The organism is Nostoc edaphicum CCNP1411 (genome assembly GCF_014023275.1).
Classification (GTDB): domain Bacteria; phylum Cyanobacteriota; class Cyanobacteriia; order Cyanobacteriales; family Nostocaceae; genus Nostoc; species Nostoc edaphicum_A.
Genome location: NZ_CP054698.1, coordinates 375,510 through 394,437 on the forward strand (window position 1 = coordinate 375,510; position 18,928 = coordinate 394,437).

14 protein-coding genes and 1 other RNA gene are annotated in these 18,928 nt (G+C 41.8%); 11 read left to right on the forward strand and 4 right to left on the reverse strand.

Translation table 11 applies throughout. The features are described 5' to 3' along the window. Positions 1 to 263 precede the first annotated feature (263 nt). Positions 264 to 1,820: a serine/threonine-protein kinase gene (locus HUN01_RS04370; RefSeq protein WP_181930246.1), complete on the reverse strand. Its 1,557-nt coding sequence runs from the start codon at positions 1,818 to 1,820 to the stop codon at positions 264 to 266. A 630-nt stretch (positions 1,821 to 2,450) separates the two neighbouring features. Between HUN01_RS04370 and HUN01_RS04375 the strand changes: the two genes are divergently transcribed. After that, a complete protein-coding gene (locus tag HUN01_RS04375; protein WP_181930247.1) occupies positions 2,451 to 2,930 on the forward strand; it encodes a protein tyrosine phosphatase family protein in 480 nt (159 codons plus the stop codon). A 134-nt stretch (positions 2,931 to 3,064) separates the two neighbouring features. Here HUN01_RS04375 and HUN01_RS04380 read toward each other — a convergent pair whose 3' ends face one another. Beyond that, positions 3,065 to 3,388, reverse strand: coding sequence for a slr1957 family protein (locus HUN01_RS04380; protein WP_181930248.1), 324 nt, complete (start codon positions 3,386 to 3,388; stop codon positions 3,065 to 3,067). A gap of 719 nt (positions 3,389 to 4,107) precedes the next feature. Between HUN01_RS04380 and HUN01_RS04385 the strand changes: the two genes are divergently transcribed. From HUN01_RS04385 to HUN01_RS04420, 8 genes are all read left to right on the forward strand, one after another. Then, positions 4,108 to 4,632 (forward strand): pentapeptide repeat-containing protein, encoded by a 525-nt coding sequence (locus HUN01_RS04385; protein ID WP_181930249.1) that lies wholly within the window; start codon positions 4,108 to 4,110, stop codon positions 4,630 to 4,632. Beyond that, positions 4,629 to 5,795 carry a 5-(carboxyamino)imidazole ribonucleotide synthase gene (locus tag HUN01_RS04390; protein ID WP_181932554.1) on the forward strand — a complete coding sequence of 389 codons (1,167 nt, stop codon included), beginning with the start codon at positions 4,629 to 4,631 and terminating at the stop codon, positions 5,793 to 5,795. Before HUN01_RS04385 ends, HUN01_RS04390 begins: the two co-directional genes overlap by 4 nt. Positions 5,796 to 5,855: 60 nt before the next feature. Further along, a non-coding RNA gene (gene ssrS / locus HUN01_RS04395) (6S RNA) lies at positions 5,856 to 6,039 on the forward strand. A gap of 372 nt (positions 6,040 to 6,411) precedes the next feature. Continuing rightward, positions 6,412 to 11,880 carry a trifunctional serine/threonine-protein kinase/ATP-binding protein/sensor histidine kinase gene (locus tag HUN01_RS04400; protein ID WP_181930250.1) on the forward strand — a complete coding sequence of 1,823 codons (5,469 nt, stop codon included), beginning with the start codon at positions 6,412 to 6,414 and terminating at the stop codon, positions 11,878 to 11,880. A 165-nt stretch (positions 11,881 to 12,045) separates the two neighbouring features. Further along, complete coding sequence (locus HUN01_RS04405; RefSeq protein ID WP_181930251.1) at positions 12,046 to 13,311, forward strand: M16 family metallopeptidase; 1,266 nt, start codon at positions 12,046 to 12,048, stop codon at positions 13,309 to 13,311. Between the two features lie 129 nt (positions 13,312 to 13,440). Then, a complete protein-coding gene (locus HUN01_RS04410; RefSeq protein WP_181930252.1) occupies positions 13,441 to 14,715 on the forward strand; it encodes a M16 family metallopeptidase in 1,275 nt (424 codons plus the stop codon). 153 nt (positions 14,716 to 14,868) lie between these two features. Beyond that, a complete protein-coding gene (locus tag HUN01_RS04415) occupies positions 14,869 to 15,918 on the forward strand; it encodes a peptidoglycan-binding domain-containing protein (protein ID WP_181930253.1) in 1,050 nt (349 codons plus the stop codon). Between the two features lie 619 nt (positions 15,919 to 16,537). Continuing rightward, a complete protein-coding gene (locus HUN01_RS04420) occupies positions 16,538 to 16,891 on the forward strand; it encodes a phage holin family protein (protein WP_181930254.1) in 354 nt (117 codons plus the stop codon). 4 nt (positions 16,892 to 16,895) lie between these two features. Here the strand turns inward: HUN01_RS04420 and HUN01_RS04425 are convergent, their stop codons facing one another. Beyond that, positions 16,896 to 17,393 carry a cobalamin biosynthesis protein gene (locus HUN01_RS04425; protein ID WP_420832806.1) on the reverse strand — a complete coding sequence of 166 codons (498 nt, stop codon included), beginning with the start codon at positions 17,391 to 17,393 and terminating at the stop codon, positions 16,896 to 16,898. Between the two features lie 13 nt (positions 17,394 to 17,406). Then, entirely contained in the window at positions 17,407 to 17,778 is a 372-nt protein-coding gene (locus HUN01_RS04430) for a hypothetical protein (protein WP_181930255.1), read from the reverse strand. Positions 17,779 to 18,215: 437 nt separating this feature from the next. Here HUN01_RS04430 and HUN01_RS36495 point away from each other — a divergent pair, with 437 nt between their 5' ends. Both HUN01_RS36495 and HUN01_RS36500 read left to right on the forward strand, forming a co-directional pair. Continuing rightward, a complete protein-coding gene (locus tag HUN01_RS36495; RefSeq protein ID WP_420832770.1) occupies positions 18,216 to 18,416 on the forward strand; it encodes a hypothetical protein in 201 nt (66 codons plus the stop codon). A 2-nt stretch (positions 18,417 to 18,418) separates the two neighbouring features. After that, positions 18,419 to 18,610 carry a hypothetical protein gene (locus HUN01_RS36500; RefSeq protein ID WP_420832771.1) on the forward strand — a complete coding sequence of 64 codons (192 nt, stop codon included), beginning with the start codon at positions 18,419 to 18,421 and terminating at the stop codon, positions 18,608 to 18,610. Positions 18,611 to 18,928 lie beyond the last annotated feature (318 nt).

Here is an 18,928-nt window from a genome sequence, read left to right on the forward strand (position 1 = left end):
TAACGCTAACGCTGCGCTATAGCGTTTCCTTGTCTGCTGAGTTACAAATCTCTGCGTACCTCTGCGCTTTACTTTGCGTTTCAAAATATTATCTGTACCTCACTTAACTGGTAATCGCTATAACGTAATTCGTATTTCGTTAAGAGGAGCCAGTACTATGCTGGATTCATCGCGCTGCTTCACCAAAATCCAAAATTAACTAGTTATTGATTTTGTAGCTTTTCCTCAAACTTTTGAACGTTCTGGGGTTGAATATTAGTTGGTTAATTTTGCTTTTCTAGTGTTGGTACTACTACAGCAGAAGGATCTGATTGTCTGGATTCCTTTGGTGGCAATGGTGGTATAACCACAGGGTTTGACGGACTCACGGGTTGAGGAGATACAGAATCTTGATTAGAAGCGGGTAAGTTATTTTGGGGCAAGGGTGCGGGAGAAGCATTCCGAGATGAGCGGATTGCCCGTAGTTTCTCCACTAGCGAGGGTGTGGGTGAAACACTAGGTGAAGGTGTAGATTCTTCAGAATTGCCGCTTTGTGATTCTTCTGTAGGGATGCTACGGGGAGATTCTTCTTGGGAAGAACGACGATTACGCCGACGCTGTTTGGAATTAGAGGCGGGTGCTGATTCGGTTTTTGAGGTGGTGTTAGTGTTTTCACCCGGAGATGACGATGTACTATTGAAGTCAGGTACTTTCGCGTCTGGTTGTTGAGTGGGTTGTTCAAAAAGCGGCTTTGCAGTTGGCTGCTGCTGAGATTTGGGTAATATGCTCGTGATTCCAAAACCTGCTGTAGCAGCAACTAGGGCTACACCTATACCAATAAATACCTGAGATGACCCCAGCTTTTTAGCCAGTACAGGTTCCTTAGCGATGCCTGGGTTAGGCTGCGCCAACGCAGATGGTCTATGATTACGATTTTGGCCAGTTTTCCCAATTAGAGTTGCTGCCTGCTGGGCAGATAAATTAACAGTTGGCACTGCGTAAGTGGGTAAAACTTGCGGTGTTCCATTCACCCCATTTCCAGGTAGCAATTGCAGCCACTCTGCAACTGTCGCTGGCCGAAAACGAGACTCTACCGCCATACCGCGCATTACCGCCTGGTTGACAGCAGCGCTCAAATGTGGTTGCAGTTCACGGGGGGAAGGCATTTGTTCGCGATCGCGCAATAATGCTGGTATGGGAACTTGGGCTGTTAATAGTGCATACAAGGTTGCTGCTAAACCATAAACATCTGTGGCGGGTGTACGTGGCGCTTGCGTCAAATACTGCTCAATGGGAGAATACCCTTCAGAAACCAGACCTGTGTGAGTTTGCCTCACACCCCCATTAAATTCCCTGGCAATGCCAAAATCAATTAATACTACTTCCTGCGTTCCAAAGCGAAGGATAATATTATCTGGTTTGACATCGCGATGTAACAAACCATTGTTGTGTACTACCTGCAACGCTGCCCCAATTTGCCGGATGTAATGAATTGCTGTGGCTTCTGGCAAAGGTATTCCTGGTAATACAAATGCGTCTCCCAAGGTTTCGCCAGGAATGTATTCCATCACCATATAAGGCAGTCCAGCTTCCACAAAAAAGTCACTAACTCTGACTATATTTGGGTGAATACACGTAGCTAATCGTCTAGCTTCATCTTGGAATTGGCGCTCGAATTTAGCAAAATCAGGATGTTGTCGCAGCCTTTCATTGATGGTTTTCATCACCACCTCCTGACCCAAGTAGTGATGCGTAGCTTTAAAGGTAATGCCAAAGCCACCCCGCCCTATTTCTTGAATTAGGGTATATTTTCCATCCTGCAAAATTGTGCCTGCTAACATAAAGAGTCCTGAGTCCTGAGTGAGCAGATAAGTAGCGAGTCCTGAGTCTTGAGGGATTTCCCAAAAATTTTCCCATATTTTTATCAAGCAGGGTTCTTGCCTGTCTATCCTACGGGATGATTTCGTTGTTGGAATTCCTGAAGTGAGAAAGACCTCCCCATGATCACAACAGTTTTATCTTTCTCAGATGATAGCGCGGGAATGCGGCAAGCCTAAAGCGGAAGACGAGCTAATACCAATTTTGTATGAACTTTCATCTTGGCATTACCAATGGATATAGAAGAAATTTCTTCTATAACAGTCATGAATTTATACCTGATTCATGAAAATTCTGATTCAATTGCTCCCCCAACTTGCCTAATTGTATAACTCCTGAAATATAACCTACGGTAATTTTATCGGCAAAAAGTATAATAAGCTCTAATCATCACTAATTCTATCGACAAACCGTATATTATGGATAAAGCAATAAAATAACCTACTTCAAAAGACAGATTTTGAAGTAATCAGGCAATATCTTTTGATATTTGGCTAATTTTGCCGTTTTTATTTGAATATCTTCTTCTTAAAGCTTGCTTCATTAGAGTATTTACCAAGCTGGAAGACATTAGAAAGTCAAAAGGAGTGAATGTGATCAACGCCATACAGATTAACGAAAACTTGACAACTACAGGACAAGTCATACCAAAACAGCTTGAGCAAGCTATCCAAGAAGGTTTTAAATCCGTTTTAAATTTGCGATCGCCTGATGAACTAGGATTTTCTAAGGATGAGCAAAAAGTCGCGGAAGCATTGGGGCTGTATTATCAAAATGTTCCACTCAAGGTGGATCTGAAAAATTTGAATGAAGAAGTGATTACCAAAATCCTCACAACACTCGAACAAATCCCGAAACCAGCGGTTGTGCATTGTGCCGCCGGGATGCGATCAACTGGAATTGCGCTATTGAGTATCGCTATCCAGGAAGGATTAACACCAGAGGAAACCTTAGCAAAAGCGAGGAATCTGGGCTTTGGATTCTTTGAACACGCTGGCGTTAGTCCCCGATTGAAGGAATTATTTGTGGACTACGTTAATAAACACAGTAAAATAGCTGTACCTGCTAGCTGATCTTAAGTGTTAGTGATTTCTAATTGTTATGTCCGAATAGACTAGACGGCTGCTATACAAATCATTAAATTAAAAACTGCTCTTGCCGAAAGTAGACAAGAGCAGTTTTTAATCGCAAAGCCCAAAATAAGAATTTAGGCATCTTCAAGTTCAAATTGAGCTACCGTAACGGCGTTCAAAGCAAAAGCTAAAACTAATGGCATCGGCGAGTGAAACCAAAAGGTAAAAAGAATAGCTAGGATTGTGCCAATTACTGCTGACATCGACCACAGTCGTTCTTCAATAGTCAGTCCTTTTTCGGCTTTAATCAATCTAAGAACATGAACTGGGATTGGTTCTGGCATTACCCCACCCGGAGGGAAAGCCCAGAAGTTGTTACGTCGTTCGACAAATAAATCTGTCCAGCCATTTTCTTGGCACCATGCCTCAATCCATTGAAGTGAGTAATGATTCATCATCGGGTTTCGGAGTTTGGTTTGTGAAAGTTGTGTACTTGGTGAATGTAAACTCTTGGAGATTTCTGAAGAACTAACTAATCGCTATAAAATTAACGCTAATTATCCAACTTTTAAGCTTTGTTAAGCAATTGAGACGCATATAATTACGCTCAAACCTTGCTTTCATTAATTAAAAGACTAACAGTTGATCGGGGCTGTTGAATTTAAAAGACAATAAACTTTACTTGAGAAATTGAAAGTCAAGAAACGTAAATAAGTTGGTGAGTATTACTGCTCAATAAAACTCTTTATATCCTGAAATTTAAATCTAAGAATAAAGAATTGTGAACAAATCAATAAGCGTAGACAGAGTTCGTTATATGGATTGCTTTATCCAGCTAAACTATTCCTTTAGAGTTAGAAATCTTAAGTTTTACCTGCATCAAAAGCGATAGGTTATGCTCCCCATCTATGTTTTGCTAAAGCTTGCTTGCTGTGACAGGTAATTTATACTTAGTCATTGTGATCTATTGTCGCGATATTTAATTTTAGTGCGATCGCAAATTGCTGCTCTCTACCTCAAGTAGCACGGATAATTTTGCTCAAGGTGAGAAGCTGATGCTCTTTTTGCGTTACAAAATATTAAGCAACGGAAATACACGTTCTCCAAGTCCAGTAGTCAGGCTGCGAGTCTCAATTAGGATGATCCAGTCTTACTAATATTCAAATGCGGTAATAAAATGCAGCGATTAGACACCAAATTAGCTCTCGATAAATTTTGGCACCAAGGGTTGGCGTTCCTTCTCGGAATTATTATCTGGTGCGTGGCTGATCCCGCATTGGCAGTAGACTGGACTCATCCCCTTTCATTTAGCAATGCAGAGTTGTCAAGACGCGATTTTTCTGGTGAAAGCTTGCAAGCAGCGGAGTTTTCTAACGCCAATATGGAACTGGCTAACTTTTCAAACGCTGACTTACGGGGAGCAGTCATGAGCGCTTCGGTGATGACAAAAGCAAATCTCCACGGAGCGGATTTAACGAATGCAATGGTTGATCAGGTAAACTTGACTAAGGCAGACTTGAGCGATGCAGTTTTCAAAGAAGCTCTTTTGCTCCGCGCCATCTTTAATGATGTGAATATAGACGGTGCAGATTTTACAGATGCAATTTTGGATAGGGCGCAAATCAAAGAACTGTGCGCGAAAGCCAGTGGTGTGAATTCCAAAACAGGCGTGCAAACTCGTGATTCTTTAGGATGTCAATGAAACGTGTTGGTGTAATTGGTGGTGGACAACTTGCCTGGATGATGGCGGATGCAGCACAGAAGCTAGGAGTAGAATTAATAGTACAAACTCCAAGCGTTCACGACCCGGCCGTGTCAATCGCTCAGGAAACTGTTTTCGCGCCAGTTGATGATGCAAGTGCTACAGAAATATTAGCTAAAAAATGCGATGTCATCACCTTTGAAAACGAATTTGTTAACCTGCAAGCTTTATCTGGTTTAGCACAGCAAGGCGTTTGTTTCCGTCCAAAATTAGAAGCTTTAGCTCCTCTTTTAGATAAATATCATCAGCGTTGCTATTTACGCGACTTGGACTTACCAGTTCCTCAATTTTTCGCCCTTGACGAGGTGGAAAATATCAAATCAAAAATAGAATATCTAGGTTTTCCAGTAGTTTTGAAATCTCGCCGTCATGGTTATGATGGTCAAGGTACTTTCATAATTCAGGATTTTGCTATTTTAGAACAAAAGTTAAGTGATGAAAGCACAACAAAGACTTTAAATCAATCACTATTCTTGTTAGAAGAATTTGTCCCTTTTGAAAGAGAACTAGCAATAATTGCAGCTCGTTCTGTGGAGGGAGAAATTGTCACTTACCCAGTAGTGGAAACCCAACAAGAACAACAAGTGTGTCGGCGGGTGATTGCACCAGCCGAGATTACGCCCAATCAAGTAGCAGAAATCCAAGCGATCGCACATACTCTATTAAATAGCCTAGAAGTAGTGGGAATTTTTGGAATTGAGCTATTTCTCAGGGCTGATGGCAAAATCCTGGTAAATGAAATTGCGCCCCGTACCCACAATTCTGGGCATTTTTCTCTTGACGCTTGCGAAACTTCTCAGTTTGAGCAACACCTCAGAGCCGTTTGTGGTTTACCTTTAGGAAATCCAGCTTTGCAGTGTACTGGTGCTGTGATGGTCAACCTGCTGGGGTATGAAAATTCTCACAGCGACTACCAAAGCCAGCGTCAACAAATAGCGGAGATTCCCCAAGCGCATGTTCACTGGTATGGGAAGACAGAATCACGACCTGGGCGAAAGTTGGGACATGTCACTGTTTTGCTGGATAATCAAAATCAAGAATCGGCGACTGCATACGCCAACGACATCGCCCACACCATAGAATCTATCTGGTATCCCAGGTAAATTGAGCAGAAACTTTTGATATTGAACACACAACATCTTTTGAAAAGCTATAATGAGTGAGTTGCACTACGACGTTGGTGACTGCCATCAAGTTTTTTGATCTATGCCTTTAATGACAAGGGAGTCAACTGTTCTCGTGGCAGTATACCGGGCATGTACCCGGAAACTTTAAACGAGGAATTTAGGTTCCCACCTGGATAAACCCAGGTCATAAACTTAGGTAAAACGGCGTCGCGGTGAACTTAAAATTATTAGCTCCCAAAGTCAGTTAGAATTTGGGAGCTTTAATTATCTAACAGAATTCAGGAGTCAAGAGTCAGAATGGGCTAAACCTTAGCTATCCGCTAACAGAATGAATTCTGTACGAAAAAGTGGATAGCTAAGGTTTAGCGAGTATTTTCGAGTCGTGTCTGAATAACTGGGTTTAAGACCCCACCAAATTGAAAATTTGGTGTGCAACAATTCTATGGCGGATCTGAATCCCCCACTGATTTATTCTGAATTCTGAATTCTGTATTCTTCTTCAATTAAATCAGTTTAAAATAAGCAAACTTGACAGTAAAGATTGCCATGTTTTTGGGAAACCTAGATACTGAGGTTTCAAGAATTAAGCCCTATGGTCAGCATTCCCGGATATCACGTTAGCAAAGAACTCTACAACGGTTCTCGAACCTTGGTTTATCGCGCTAATCGAGAAACTGATCAAAAGTCTGTGGTGATTAAGCTGATGAAAACCGCTTATCCCAGTTTCAGCGAATTGATCCAGTTTCGCAACCAGTTCACCATCGCCAAAAATTTGAATCTACCTGGAATCATCCAAACCTATAGTCTGGAACCCTATCAGAATGGCTATGTGTTAGTGATGGAAGACTTTGGGGGAATTTCTCTAAAGCAGTGGCAAGATAGAAAAGAGAATAGAAGAATAGGGGAAACACCACAAGCTCTCATTGAGTTTTTACAAATAGCGATCGCACTGTGCAATACATTAGATATTCTAATTCGTTCTCGGATCGTTCACAAAGATATTAAACCTGCCAATATTTTAATTCATCCAGAAACTAAAGAAGTTAAGTTAATTGACTTTAGTATTGCATCTTTATTGCCACGAGAAACTCAAAGCCTCATGAGTCCTAATGTATTAGAAGGGACACTTGGCTATTTGTCTCCAGAGCAAACTGGAAGAATGAATCGGGGGATTGATTACCGGACTGATTTTTATTCTCTGGGTGTAACTTTTTACGAATTACTAACAGGGCAATTACCATTTCAATCACACGAACCAATGGAATTGGTACATTGTCATATTGCCAAACTTCCACCACTTTTAGGGGAGAGGGGACAGGGGACAGGGAATAGGCAAGAGATTCCTCAAGTTCTCTGTGACATTGTGATGAAATTGATGGCGAAAAATGCTGAAGACCGCTATCAGAGCGCATTAGGACTGAAATATGATTTAGAAAATTGTTTAGCTCAACTCAAGGAGACGGGGAAAATTGTAAGTTTCCCAATTGCTCAACGGGATGTGTGCGATCGCTTTATTATCCCAGAAAAACTCTATGGTCGCGAGCATGAAGTTGAAACTCTGCTCAAAGCATTTGAACGCGTTACCAACCCCCCTGAATCCCTTACCAAGGGGGGACTAAGGGGGGTAGAATTAATGTTGGTAGCTGGTTTTTCTGGTATCGGTAAAACAGCAATTGTTAACGAGGTTCACAAACCGATTGTCCGACAGCGGGGCTACTTCATTAAAGGCAAATTTGACCAATTTAATCGGAATATTCCCTTCTCTGCTTTTGTGCAGGCTTTTCGAGACTTAATGGGACAATTACTAAGTGAAAGTGATGTCCAATTGTCAACTTGGAAAAATAAAATTTTACAAGTGCTGGGGGATGAGGGGCAAGTCATTCTTGAGGTAATTCCTGAACTAGAACAAATTATTGGTCAACAACCACCTGCAACGGAACTTTCACAGAGTGCAGCCCAGAATCGCTTCAATTTACTCTTTCAAAAGTTCATTCAGATATTCACCACAAAAGAACATCCATTAGTAATTTTCCTCGATGATTTGCAGTGGGCTGATTCTGCATCACTCAAATTTATACAGTTGTTGATGAGCGAGTCAGGAAGTGGCTCTTTACTTTTAATTGGGGCTTATCGAGACAATGAAGTATCTACCGCGCATCAGTTGATGTTGACTTTAGCGGAGATTCGTAAAGCCAATGCGACAATTAACAGCATTACTTTAGCTCCGTTAAGTAATGCTAGTTTAAATCAATTAGTGGTTGATACCTTGAGTTGTTCGAGTAAAACTGCTCAACCCCTAACGCAACTCGTCTATCAAAAAACTCAAGGAAATCCATTTTTTGCAACCCACTTTCTCAAAGTATTATATGAAGATGGGCTGATTACTTTTAATTCCGAGCTAGGGTACTGGCAATGCGATCTTGTTGCTGTGAAAGCACTTGCCCTTACCGATGATGTCGTAGAATTCGTAGCGCTACAGTTGCAAAAGTTGCCAGATGCAACGCAAAATGTGTTGAAATTAGCTGCATGTATTGGCAACCAGTTTGATTTGCTAACCTTAGCAATTGTTTCTGAACAATCGGAAACCGAAACAGCAGCATCTTTATGGAAAGCTTTGCAAGAAGGGTTAGTTTTACCTACTAGTGAAGTTTATAAATTTTTTCAAGATAATGAACATAATTCTGACTCAAACCCCTTAAATTCTAATTTCCAAGTCCCTATCTACAAATTTTTACATGACCGGGTGCAGCAAGCGGCTTACTCTCTAATCCCAGATGAAGAGAAACAATTTACCCATCTTAAAATTGGTCAATTACTCTTACAAAATACCTCTGAATCACAGCAAGAGGAGCGAATTTTCGAGATTGTTAGTCAGTTAAATCGAGGAATACTACTAATTATCCAACCGACTGAACGTCAACAATTAGCTCAGTTAAATCTGAATGCTGGTCGAAAAGCGAAAGAATCTACCGCTTATAGTGCAGCAATTCATTACTTCTATTCTGGAATTCAACTGCTACCGATTAATAGTTGGGAAATCGCCTACGAATTGACTCTAAGTTTATACGAAGAAGCTGCCGAAGCAGCCTTTCTCAACAATGAATTTGAGCAAATGGAATCTCTAATCCAGGTTGTCATCGAAAAAACAACCACCTTACTGGATAGAGTAAAAGTTTATGAAGTGCAACTCCAAGCTTATCAGGTGCGGAATCAATCATTCAAAGCGATCGCAACTGGGCGTGAACTGCTGGCTCAACTTGGGGTAACATTACCTGAATCAGTAACACCTCCAGACATTCAGCAATATGTAGTCAACACGCTCTCCACCTTGGCTGGCAGAAGTATTGAGGGCTTAGTTGATTTGCCATTGATGGATGATATCAAAGCTTTGGTTGCTTTGCGGATTATGGCTAGCATTGCTCCCGCCATCCACCAAACTGCCCCTTATCTGTTCCCAATTATTGCCTGCGAAGAGGTGAATTTATCTCTTAAATACGGCAATGCACCACTTTCTGCACCAGGATATGCAGATTTTGGAATTGTACTTAATATTTGTAACCAACTTGAGTCAGGCTACGAATTTGGCCAGCTAGGTTTAATGCTTGTGGATAGACTTCAAGCAAAATCTGTTCAAAGCATGACTCTATTTAAGGTGGGTGCATTGAATCAATTTAATAAACAACATATTCGCACCTCAATTAGTTTATTACAGGAATCCCATAGTCTTGGATTAGAAACAGGCGATTTTTTTCACGTGCTGGCATCGATGATTTTTAAGTTATTCTATGTCTATTTAAGTGGCACAGAAGTTTTGGAAATTATCTTAGCAGATATCAAAGCCTACGAGTCTAATTATGCCAAAAATCAACGCTTATTAAATTGGTCTAATATCGTCTCTCAAACCATTAAAAATCTCACCGAGTATAGCGACTATCCAGACTCCCTGATTGGTGAAGATTGTCAAGAAGAAGAACTCTTATCTGCGCTCCTCCAAGAAAAGGACGAATTAACACTACATATATTTTTCTTAAGTAAGTTAACACTTAGTTATTTGTTTGAGAATTTTCCGGCAGCAGTTGAAAATGGAAATCAGGGAGAGCAATACCTCGATGGTGGCGCAGGAATGCTATCTGTGCCTGTTTTCTACTATTACGATTCTCTGTCTCGGCTGGCTGTCTATCCAACGGCTGAACCATCTCAACAAGAACAATTACTCTTAAAGGTTGGCGAAAACCAGGAAAAATTGCAGTTTCGAGCCAAATTTGCACCGATGAATTTCCAACACAAATATGATTTGGTGGAAGCCGAACGGCATCGGGTTTTAGGTGAAAAAATAGCAGCAATAGAATTATACGATCGCGCCATAACTCTAGCGAAAGAAAACCAATATATCCAAGAAGAAGCCTTGAGCAATGAGTTAGCTGCCAAGTTCTACCTCGACTGGGGCAAAGAAAAAATCGCCCAAGTTTATATGCAAGAAGCTTATTACTGCTATGCTCGTTGGGGCGCTAAAGCCAAAACTGAAGACTTAGAAAAACGCTATCCTCAACTTCTTGCTCTCATCTTACAAGCGCAATTTAATCACTTTCAACTGAGTTCAACCGTCGATGGATCATCATTCCCACATCAAACCATCCACACAAACCTTTCTAGCAGCAGTATTTCGGAAGCCCTCGATTTTGCCACCATTTTTAAAGTCTCACAAGCTCTCTCCAGTGAAATTCAATTAGAGCAATTGCTCACTACCCTCTTGCAAGTGGTGATGGAAAATGCTGGAGCGAAAAAAGCTGCCCTACTTGTACTCGAACAGGGCAACTTAGTGGTTAAAGCTGTAGCTACCATCAATGAAGGAGTTACTATAGTATCTGTACCATTGTCAAGCAGCCAAAACATTCCGATCGCATTGGTAAACTATGTCAAACACAGCTTAAAAACTGTGGTGCTGGATGATGCAACAGCAAAAAACGATTTTATTACTGACCAATATTTCATGCAGGAACAACCCAAAAGTGTGTTGTGTACGTCGATTTTGCGTCATGGCCAATTAATCGGGTTACTATATCTGGAAAATAAGTTGACAATTGGTGCATTTACAAGCGATCGCCTAGAAGTTATCCAACTGCTATGCGCTCAAGCTGCCATTTCTCTAGAAAATGCCCGTCTTTATCAAGAATCTCAAAATTATGCCCAACAGTTAGAGCGATCGCTACAAGAACTTGAGCATACCCAATTACAAATGGTGCAAAACGAAAAAATGGCAACCTTGGGCAATTTAGTTGCTGGGGTGGCACATGAAATTAATAATCCCATTGGATTTTTGAAAGGCAGCCTTAACAATGCCGAAGAGTATATTCAAGACTTATTCGCCCATATCCAATGCTATCAACAACATCATCCCAATCCGGCGATCGCAGTCATTGAGCATGGCGAAGAAATTGACCTAGAATTCTTGACTGAAGACTTACCAAAGCTAGTAGGCTCAATGAAGGTGGCTTCAGAAAGGATCAAAGATATTAGCATCAGCCTCCGCACCTTCTCCAGAGCCGATACAACCGAAAAAGTTGCTTGTAACCTCCATGAAGGGATTGAGAGTACCCTGTTGATTTTGAAGTATCGCCTCAAAGCTAACGAAAAACGTCCAGCAATTGAAGTCATCACTGAATATGGAAAATTACCACCAGTTAAGTGCTTTTTAGGACAGCTAAATCAAGTATTTATGAACATCCTCGCTAACGCCATTGATGCCTTAGATACTTCTTGCGAGGGGCTTTCTTTTGCCCAAGCGCAAGCCAATCATCACCAAATACTGATTCACAGCGAAGTATCCAGTGAGCAAAACATGGTGGTAATTCGCATCAAAGATAACGGTCAAGGGATGCCAGAGGAGATTAGATCGCGGATATTTGATCACCTGTTTACAACAAAAGAAGTTGGGAAGGGAACAGGATTAGGACTCGCGATCGCTCGTCAAATTGTCGAAGAAACCCATAATGGACGGTTGAGTTGCAATTCTGTGCTTGGCGAAGGAACAGAATTTGTCATTGAGATTCCAGTGTTTTAACTAATTCGCGATTTTTCTCTCAATGCATAACACTCCTAACTTTTTGGTAGTGCGGAGAACAGCAATAGCATAATTCTACAAATCTGTATAACTTGATTCTAAATTAGGTATCGTTCAGAGTTAAGATGACACAATTGCGTCAAATTGTGGTTAAAGCTACAAAAATTGTTAAAACAACTAACTAATACCGTATTTCCAGCCTCAGTCTTCCGACTAGAGAGTGGTTTAACTTTTATTCATCAAGAAATTCCCACCACTCCTGTAGTTGTGGCGGATGTTTGGGTGCGTGCTGGAGCCAGCCTAGAGCCAAAACCGTGGTTCGGTATGGCGCACTTTTTAGAACACATGATTTTTAAAGGTACGGCAATGCTACCCCCTGGGATGTTCGATTCCAAAGTTGAAAACCGGGGTGGCGTCAGTAATGCGGCGACAAGCTATGACTATGCTCATTATTCACTCACCACAGCTGCCCCTTATTTAAAAGATACTCTGCCCTACTTGGGAGAACTCTTGCTGAATGCGGCAATTCCAGAAGATGAATTTAGCCGCGAACGAGATGTGGTACTAGAAGAAATTCGCTCTTGTCAGGACGATTCCGACTGGATAGGATTTCAAGCGCTGATTCAAAGCATCTATCCGCATCACCCTTACGGACGTTCGGTATTGGGTACTGAGCAAGAACTAATGCAGCAATCGCCAGAAGCAATGCGCTGTTTTCACCGCACTCACTATCAGCCGGAAAACATGACGGTGGTAATTGCCGGAGGTATAGGCCAGAAACCAGCTTTGGAAATGGTAAATCATTCCTTTGCTGATTTTGCCGAACGCTCGAATTGTCCGCAGTTTGAGAAAGTGGCAAAGCCAGTAATAACAGGAATTCACCGCCAAGAACTGTGTTTACCACGCATAGAGCAAGCGCGATTGTTGATGGCGTGGCTTGTACCAGGAGTAGAAGAAATTCGCACTGGCTACGGTTTAGATTTGTTGTCAGTGTTATTGGCAGAAGGGCGGACTTCGCGTTTAGTGCGCGATTTGCGAGAAGATTTGCAATTGGTACAGGGAATTTACAGTAGTTTTTCTCTACAACGAGAATCAAGTTTATTTACAATTACTGCCTGGTTGGAACCAGAAAATCTGGAGGAAGTAGAGTCCTTGATTTGCGCTCATTTGGATGATTTGCAGACTAGAGGAATTAGTGAACAGGAACTTGCCCGTACACGCAGGCTGCTATGTAATGAGTATGCATTTTCTACCGAAACGCCAAATCAACTTACAGGGCTTTATGGATATTACAATACCATCGCCCAAGCTGAATTAGCTGTGACATATCCCCAACAGATTCAGTCTTTTGATGCCAAAGAACTGCAAAAATTAGCTAAACAGTATCTCTCGCCGGAGAATTACGCGGTTACTGTACTTAAACCGTGTTAAGTATTGGGTATTGGGCATTGGGCATGGGGCATTGGGCATGGGGTATTAGTTTTTGACAAATGACAAATGACGAATGACAAATGACGAATGACAAAGGACAAATGACAAATGACAAAGGACAAATGATAAATGACAACCTTGCTGCAAAAATCGCCTATGCATCGCACCGTCTTGAACAATGGCATTGTCGTGCTGGTGGCAGAAAATCCGGCTGCGGACATTATTGCAGCGCGAATTTTTGTGCGTGCCGGTAGTTGTAACGAAAACCGGGAGCTAGCAGGGTTGGCACATTTGTTATCGGCAGTGATGACAAAGGGATGCGATGGACTTTCTAGCTTGGAAATTGCAGAAATCGTCGAGTCTGTAGGGGCGAGTTTAAGTGCGGATGCTGGCACTGATTATTTTTTGCTATCTTTCAAAACGGTAACATCCGATTTTGGGGAAATTTTAACATTGGCAGGGCGGATTTTGCGATCGCCTACTTTTCCCGAAACTCAAGTGGAATTAGAACGGCGTCTAGCACTCCAAGATATTCGTTCGCAAAAAGAGCAACCGTTCACCGTCGCCTTTGAACAAATGCGGCAGGTCATGTACCAAAATCACCCATACTCTATGTCAGTGCTGGGAGATGAAACCACCATGAGTCGCTTAACTCGTGAGGATTTAGTAGAGTATCACCAAACTTATTTCCGTCCAGACAATGTAGTAATTAGTATTGCTGGTAGGGTTACACCTACAGATGCCGTGGCATTGGTGGAAGAAGTTTTTGGTGATTGGCAACCTACAACCCAAGCACTGCCAATACTGAATTTACCTGAGATTAAGGTAGAACCGCAGGTAAGAGTAAAGCCAGTACAGACACAACAATCAATTGTGATGCTCGGTTATTTGGGAACATCGGTGAGTTCTATTGACTATGCCCCACTGAAGTTGCTGTGTACCTACTTGGGAAATGGGCTTTCTAGTCGCTTGTTTGTGGAATTGCGGGAAAAACGAGGTTTAGCTTATGAAGTATCCGCTTTTTACTCCACAAGGCTATTTCCAGCCTCCTTTGTGGTTTATATCGGTACGGCACCGGAGAATACCAGCATTGCCCTAGAAGGGCTGCGTACAGAAGTAGATTTACTCTCAACGACCGAAGTATCCGAAAGCGCACTCCAGGCTGCGAAAAATAAAATTTTGGGGCAATATGCTTTGGGTAAACAAACGAATGGGCAAATTGCTCAGATATACGGCTGGTATGAAATTTTGGGATTAGGAATTGATTTTGACACCAGATTTCAAGAATTGATTGCGGCTGTGAGTGCCCAGGATGCGATCGCCGCAGCTTGTAAGTATTTAAAAGAACCTTACTTGTCTTTAGTTGGGCAAGAAGAAGCAATTAATCGTGCGATCGCATCATAGGCTTGCTCTCTAACCCTACTTTTTGAGAAGGGTTAGAGAGCAAGCCTATGGGATTATGCGCGTAGCCCAGCAAAGACATCGTAAAATGAAGCAGCTGTTTTTTAGACCAAGCGGCTGTACCATTAGCATGAGAATATTCTGGGAGTAAATTCCATGCAAAGCAGCTTGACAGCAAGTATTTTGAGTTACTTAAAATTACTAGACCCAACTGTAAACCGCTGTAGAATGGAAAAACGGCAAAAGGGTTGGTGGCCAAAGAGGTCTAAATCTTTATCAGCCATTGAAATACTCTTGTTCTCCACTACGCCTCTGCTCATTGCCTCAACGGCTGTAGTATCGATAGCAGCACCGCAAAAAATTGCCCAAGTAAACCCTGGAAATAGCATCAACCGCCCTATCCTTAAAGTTGGTAGCCAAGGCGAACGTGTGGCTGAACTTCAAGCAGCTCTAAAACTTTTGGGTTTTTACTCTGGTGCTGTAGATGGTACATATAGTGAGAATACAGCCAGCGCTGTTTCCCGATTTAAACAAGCCGCTGGCTTGAATCCAGATGGCATTGTTGATGCCAGCACTTGGCAACGACTTTTTCCTAGAGAACCAGTAGCAGCATCAACAGTCCCTTCATCCCAGCCAAGATTTAACTCAGCTACAAATTTTCCTGTCCCAACCCAAGCTAGCAACCTCACTAATGTTGCAAATCCTAACCCCAACCCCCCCAGGCAAGCTGTAACGCAAGTTCCGACTAGCCCTGAACCAAGACCTGCAACTCCAAGACAAGCTGTAAGACCAGTTGCAACTAGCCCTGAACCAAAACCTGCGACTCCAAGACAAGCTGTAAGACCAGTTGCGACTAGCCCTGAACCAAGACCTGCCACCCCAAGAAAAGCTACAACTTCAAGCACACAGAAAACGCCAAATCGTACTACATCAACTACTCGAACTCAGTCAAACACAACTACCAAGCGAACCCCTGGTATTCAATACACCTCAGAAGGATTACCTATTTTGCGTATAGGATTACGTGGTTCTGAAGTTGTAAAGTTGCAACAACAACTGAAAAAGCTTGGTTTCTTGAAAGGCGATGCCGATGGAGACTTTGGCGTGACAACGGAAACTGCTGTAAAAGCTGCACAAAAGCGCTATGGCTTAGAAGCTGACGGCGTAGTTGGTGGCTCTACCTGGGAGGTTCTTTTGCGGCGTTAACCGTATCCTTACTCTTCAAGTTAAGGCAAAAGACGCGATAAATCGCGTCTTTGTGATCTAAAATTTTCATCAAAAAGCCTTAACCGAACCGTATTGGCATCTTAGTCATCAGTCAATACTTGTCGGGTTTTGGGGAAAAGGGGAAGGTGGGACCCCCTCTGGGGATAAGGGGCGGGGGAAAGGGGAAAGAAAAAACCTTTAACCTTTACCCTTTAACCTTTTCCCCAAACCCAATTCCGAGTTAAAAATCCTTAACCGAGCAGTATTGAGTCATCAGTAACTAAAGATACGGGCAATATGCCCATCGGACAAAACTGGATAATTTATTTTTTGGAAATCCCTAATTACAGAGGTTTCTCTAAACCGAGAAACCTCTGTAGGGGTTTTGCGATTCACACCATTTTTTATGAATTCACTGCGGTACATCCTGCAATACGATAAAGATACACTGATTAGAAGTATCTCTCTTGCCAACACTGAAAAATTACATTGCTTTTAGGCTGACAAAAGATGATGGCAACTTTAGGAGTCAAGTACAGCGACACCTGATAGTGTTATGGATCACAACTGGCAATAGTGAAATTAATTAAACTTACTGCTAATTCCTCTAAAAAGACTTATGCAACACTTTTTATTAACTTGGCTCGGTACTGCGGTGGCGTTATTTCTTACTGCTAATATCGTTCCGGGATTCCTGATCAAGAATTTTGTGACTGCCTTGGTCGCTGCCCTTGTTATTGGTCTGGTTAATGCATTTATTAGACCAATTTTGCGGATTTTGACGTTTCCGATTACCTTACTCACTTTTGGTTTATTTACATTAGTGATCAACGCCTTAACTCTTTGGCTGGCAAGTGCCCTAACTCCTGGTACTGGTTTTGAAATTCAGGGCTTTTTACCTGCTTTGTTAGGTTCAATTGTGCTAGCAATTGTTTCTAGCATAATTAACTATTTGTTGAGAGTTGCTACCTAGAAAATTAGTGAGATTCTGTAATACTAATATTTGAAGCTTGGGCAACAGCTAATGTTACTGCTCCTGCTTGCCCTTGTAGCTGAAAAATTTGTTTAGGAACTAAAAACCTTACGGGTAATTGCTCCATACTTGTGAAGGGAAAAACAGTCAACGATGTGAGTTGAGCGGCTGCAAGAATAGCAGCTGCCTCTGCTACGCTAGGTGTACCTACTTTGAGGTTGGTAATTGTGGCAGGGTTGGGGACACAGACAGAGCCAAGGATTTCCGCAGAAAAGGTTTTTAGGGGCAAATTGCGTAGATGGCAAAATTCTACTAAGCCAACTTCCGAGGCTTTATTGTCAATGGTAGCAATCCCTGCGATCGCACTTGGAAAAAGTTGATTTTCTCGAAAGATTTCCTCAACCGCCCAATCAATCAACTGCCATGAAGTTCCCCGTTTACAGCCAATTCCTACCCATAAAACCTGTTCTACTTGGTTTATTTCCTTATTCAGTTCGTGTATCCTCTAAGAAACATTATGATACCACTGGAGTTGCCCTTAAGCGTGTTGCTGTGCTTTTGCGAATGCGATCGCTTTTGCGAACACCACCCGCCATTTCATATTCACGGCTATCCTTGCCGTACTTAAAGGCAACTCCAAGGAGCATTTTTCCAGTCAAGTCGCTCAAAGTTGTTTCCAACTCTTTCATCTCATTTGTGTAAGAGTCAATCACAGCCAGAGTAGTATTATAAGCATCTATTTTGCTACGGTACTGCTGAATTATTTGTGTAAGATTTTGCAAGTTTCGAGCATCCCCAAAATCCATGCTGGGATCAATTGCTTTGAGTCCGGCGATTCTCAATTCAGCTTTCTCTAGAACGCGATATGTACGCTTTTGCCGAGGCATAATTATCTTCTTTTTATGGTGTTCTAGAGCTAGCTTGCCCTACTAAAGCCTAATTTTGGTTGGGTAAAATCCACAAATATTAGTATCTAATGTAACTATAGACTCAGCAATATCAACGAAAATTATGATGTTTGTAATGAAAATTGTAGTGCTGGTAACTAAACTCGTAACAATGTAACAAAAATAATGATGTTTGTAACAAAAATCGTAGTGGTGGTAACTAAACTCGTTACTTTAGTAACAAACTCGTAACAATGTAACAAAAATAATGATGTTTATAACAAAAATCGTAGCGGTGGTAACTAAACTCATTATTTTAGTAACTTAAAGTGCAATGTTAGTGGTGATAATCTAGGTTTTTTTAACTTAAATTGCGAAATTTATAACAAAAGCGGTGTGGTAATAAATAAATAAGATACACATAGTCAAGGCAGGATATGATACTTGAAACTGCGGCGATCGCTGTTGGCACTATAATAGCCACCAAAGCCTTAGAAAAAACGGGCGAAAAAGTAGGTGAAGTTTTATGGGATAAGACTGGTAAGTTTCTCGTCACCCTCAAAAAACAGTCTCCCCAGACTGTAGTTGCGATTGAGAAAGCGCCAGAGCAACCACTTGACTATGGAAAGCTTTACTAGAAGTGGAATCTGCGGCTAAAGCTAATCCTGAAGTGGCTCAAGTAGTCAAAGAATTGGCAGAAGCAGCAAAAGCAGAACCAAATCCTAAACTTGCAGAAATTCTGGCTATGCCTAACCTAGAGAAATTGGCAGACAAAATTGGTCAGGTTGTTATGCCAGGTGGAACAGGAAATATTGAAAATATGTCCTTTTAAATTATCAGCAGTTATTAGTTATCGTGTGACCTAACCCCCAACCCCTTCCCTACAAGGGAAGGGGAGTAAGATTCAAAGCCTCTCGACCTTTCGGCTACGGTGTACACACATCTTGGTAATGAAGCCTAAATCCTAGATTTACCCCCCTTAATCCCCCCTTGCAAAGGCTACGGTGTATACACAAGTCTAATTACCCCCCTTAATCCCCCCTTGCCAAGGGGGGAAATAGAAAATCTAGTTCCCCTCCCCAATGCATCGGGGAGGGTTAGGGTGGGGTAATTCGAGGACTGGTAGTGATTCGATAACTTGTGTGTACAC

What these genes read in the sequence shown, in the direction of transcription:
- HUN01_RS04370 (WP_181930246.1), bottom strand. Translation starts at nt 1,820, where the DNA reads ATGTTAGCAGGCACAATTTTGCAGGATGGAAAATATACCCTAATTCAA.
- HUN01_RS04380 (WP_181930248.1), bottom strand. Translation starts at nt 3,388, where the DNA reads ATGATGAATCATTACTCACTTCAATGGATTGAGGCATGGTGCCAAGAA.
- HUN01_RS04385 (WP_181930249.1), top strand. Translation starts at nt 4,108, where the DNA reads ATGCAGCGATTAGACACCAAATTAGCTCTCGATAAATTTTGGCACCAA.
- HUN01_RS04390 (WP_181932554.1), top strand. Translation starts at nt 4,629, where the DNA reads ATGAAACGTGTTGGTGTAATTGGTGGTGGACAACTTGCCTGGATGATG.
- HUN01_RS04400 (WP_181930250.1), top strand. Translation starts at nt 6,412, where the DNA reads ATGGTCAGCATTCCCGGATATCACGTTAGCAAAGAACTCTACAACGGT.
- HUN01_RS04410 (WP_181930252.1), top strand. Translation starts at nt 13,441, where the DNA reads ATGACAACCTTGCTGCAAAAATCGCCTATGCATCGCACCGTCTTGAAC.
- HUN01_RS04415 (WP_181930253.1), top strand. Translation starts at nt 14,869, where the DNA reads ATGCAAAGCAGCTTGACAGCAAGTATTTTGAGTTACTTAAAATTACTA.
- HUN01_RS04420 (WP_181930254.1), top strand. Translation starts at nt 16,538, where the DNA reads ATGCAACACTTTTTATTAACTTGGCTCGGTACTGCGGTGGCGTTATTT.
- HUN01_RS04430 (WP_181930255.1), bottom strand. Translation starts at nt 17,778, where the DNA reads ATGCCTCGGCAAAAGCGTACATATCGCGTTCTAGAGAAAGCTGAATTG.
- HUN01_RS36495 (WP_420832770.1), top strand. Translation starts at nt 18,216, where the DNA reads ATGATACTTGAAACTGCGGCGATCGCTGTTGGCACTATAATAGCCACC.